General features: G+C 74.1%; 2 protein-coding genes and 1 pseudogene. All 3 read left to right on the forward strand.

Annotated features, from left to right (window positions below; all coding sequences use genetic code 11):
* Nucleotides 1–311, forward strand: a pseudogene (locus tag ACWEN3_RS45600) (hypothetical protein); the annotation flags it as partial.
* Between the two features lie 169 nt (nucleotides 312–480).
* Entirely contained in the window at nucleotides 481–1212 is a 732-nt protein-coding gene (locus ACWEN3_RS45605) for a TetR/AcrR family transcriptional regulator (protein ID WP_452984233.1), read from the forward strand.
* Nucleotides 1212–2099, forward strand: a complete 888-nt coding sequence (locus tag ACWEN3_RS45610; protein ID WP_452984235.1) for an alpha/beta fold hydrolase — start codon at nucleotides 1212–1214, stop codon at nucleotides 2097–2099. Before ACWEN3_RS45605 ends, ACWEN3_RS45610 begins: the two co-directional genes overlap by 1 nt.
* Nucleotides 2100–2247: the final 148 nt, after the last annotated feature.

Genomic DNA, 2247 nt, shown 5'->3' on the forward strand with positions numbered 1-2247 from the left:
GTCTCCCCGCCCGAGCTGGCCGACAGCGCCCGGCGGGCGGCCCGCGAGGCCCTGGCGGCGTACGACGGTCCGCCGAACCCGGAGTGCGGGGTGGCCGGCGGGCCGGGTCCGGGGCAGGACGAGAGTCCACCGCCGCCGCCACCGAGGGCCGGCTGCGCGCCGACTGGGTCCGTTCACGGCTGGCCGCCGGCGGCTTCACGGGGGAACTCGACTCGGTCGCGGCGCTGAAGGCGCTGCGCCAGGCGGAACCGCAGCTGAGCCTGCTCGCAGCGGTGCAGCTGCAGAGAGAGGCACTGGCCAACCCGGAGTGATCCGGGCACGCAGGCGAGGGAGTCCTGGTTCTCGGGGCTCCCTTGTTCTGCGTCCAGTGGACGCATAAGATGCGTCCACTGGACGCGTGGTTCGTCGGGCGTCCGGGCGGCGGCCGCGATGCGAGATCCCGCCGCCGGAGCCCGGCCTGGTCGAACGGCAAGCCTGGACATGACCGAACAGAGCGGCTCGCGGAAGGAGCCGGTACCCGAGGTCGGCTCGGCAGCCTGGTGGAGCGGTCGTTACGCGGCCCGCGCCCGCCGGCGGACCCGGCCGGAGGGACTCACCCTCGACGCGGTCATGACCGCCTCGCTGCGGATCGCCGACGAGGAGGGGCTGGACGCGCTGACGATGCGGGCGGTGGCCGAGCGGATGAACGTGCGGCACACGTCGCTGTACCGCCATGTGCCGAGCCGCGAGGCACTGCTCGTGGAGCTGGTCGACCACATGCTGGGCGAGGTCTCCCTCCCCCGGCCGGGCGCGGACTGGCGCGCCGGTACCGAGGCCGGGGCCCGTGAGTACCGCCGGGTCCTGCTCGCGCACCGGGCCCTGGTCCCCCTGCTCACCCGCGGCCGGCTGCTCGGGCCCAACGCCCTCCGGGCCCGTGAGCAGGGCCTGCGGGTGCTGACCGAGGCGGGCTGGCCACCCGAGAGCGCGGTGCGCATCTATCTCACCGTCACCCACTACGTCGTCGGGGCCGTGGTGCTGGACACCGGTGGAGCGGCTCGCACACGGGAGCAACGGGCGGCCGTGACGGGCCTGTTCGCCTCGCTGCCCGCGGGCAGGTATCCGCTCGTCACCGCCCACTCCACGCTGCTCGGCGCCCTGGACGGCGACCACGAGTTCGAGTTCGGTCTGCGATGCCTCCTCGACGGCATCGCCTCGACCCAGGAGGGCCGCTGATGTCCCGAACCGCCATGCCGTCGAGTGCGCGGTGGGCCGACGGGGGCGACCGGATCAGCGTGCGCGGACGCACGGGCGCACACACGCTCTTCGTCCGTCAGGACGGGCCCGCCGACGGCGCGCCGGTGACGCTCGTGCACGGCTTCCCCACCTCCTCCCACGACTGGTCGCCGATCGTGCCCCGGCTGGCGGAGCGGGGCCATCGCGTCACCACCTTCGACCTGCTCGGCTTCGGGCACAGCGACAAGCCGCGCGGGCACCCCTACTCCGTGCTGGAACAGGCCGACCTGGTGGAGGACATCTGGCGCGGCCTCGGAATCGGCGCGACTGCGCTGGTCGCCCACGACTACGGGGTGAGCGTCGCTCAGGAACTCCTCGCGCGGGACTCCGGCCGCATCACCCGGACGGCCTGGCTCAACGGGGGCCTCTATCCGGATCTGCACCGCCCCATCGCCGTGCAGCGACTGCTCCACGGGCCGTTCGGACCGGTTCTCGCCCACGCCGTCTCCGAGCGCGGTTTCCGCGCCTCGATGCGCCGGGTGCTGGGCCGAGCGGTACCGGACGACGACCTGCACGCCATGTGGGAGAGCGTCGCCCGCGACCGCGGCCACCTGCTGGCGCCGCGGCTGCTGCGCTACATCGACGAACGGCGCGCACACCAGGCCCGCTGGATCGCGGCGCTGGAGGGCTATCGGGGCCCGGCCCTGTTCGTCTGGGGGCCGGCCGACCCGATCAGCGGTGCCCACGTGCTCGCCCGTATCAGGGAGCGCATGCCGGCGGCGAGCGTGACGGAACTCGCCGGGCCGCCCCCGGTCGGCCACTATCCGCAGGTCGAGGCCCCGGACGAGGTCGCGGCGGCCCTCCTCGCCTTCCTCGGCGCCCCGTGACGTAAATACGCGAGGAGTTGCCGGCGCCCTCCGTTACAGTGACGGCTCCGCATCGGAGGGGAGACGCGACAGTGCAGGTCAGGGCAGCGCCGAACACGGTGCTGCGCTGCCTGACCAACGGCGGCGGCGGCTGGGGCGACCCGCTCAC

The sequence above is a fragment of the Streptomyces sp. NPDC004561 genome (genome assembly GCF_053602155.1).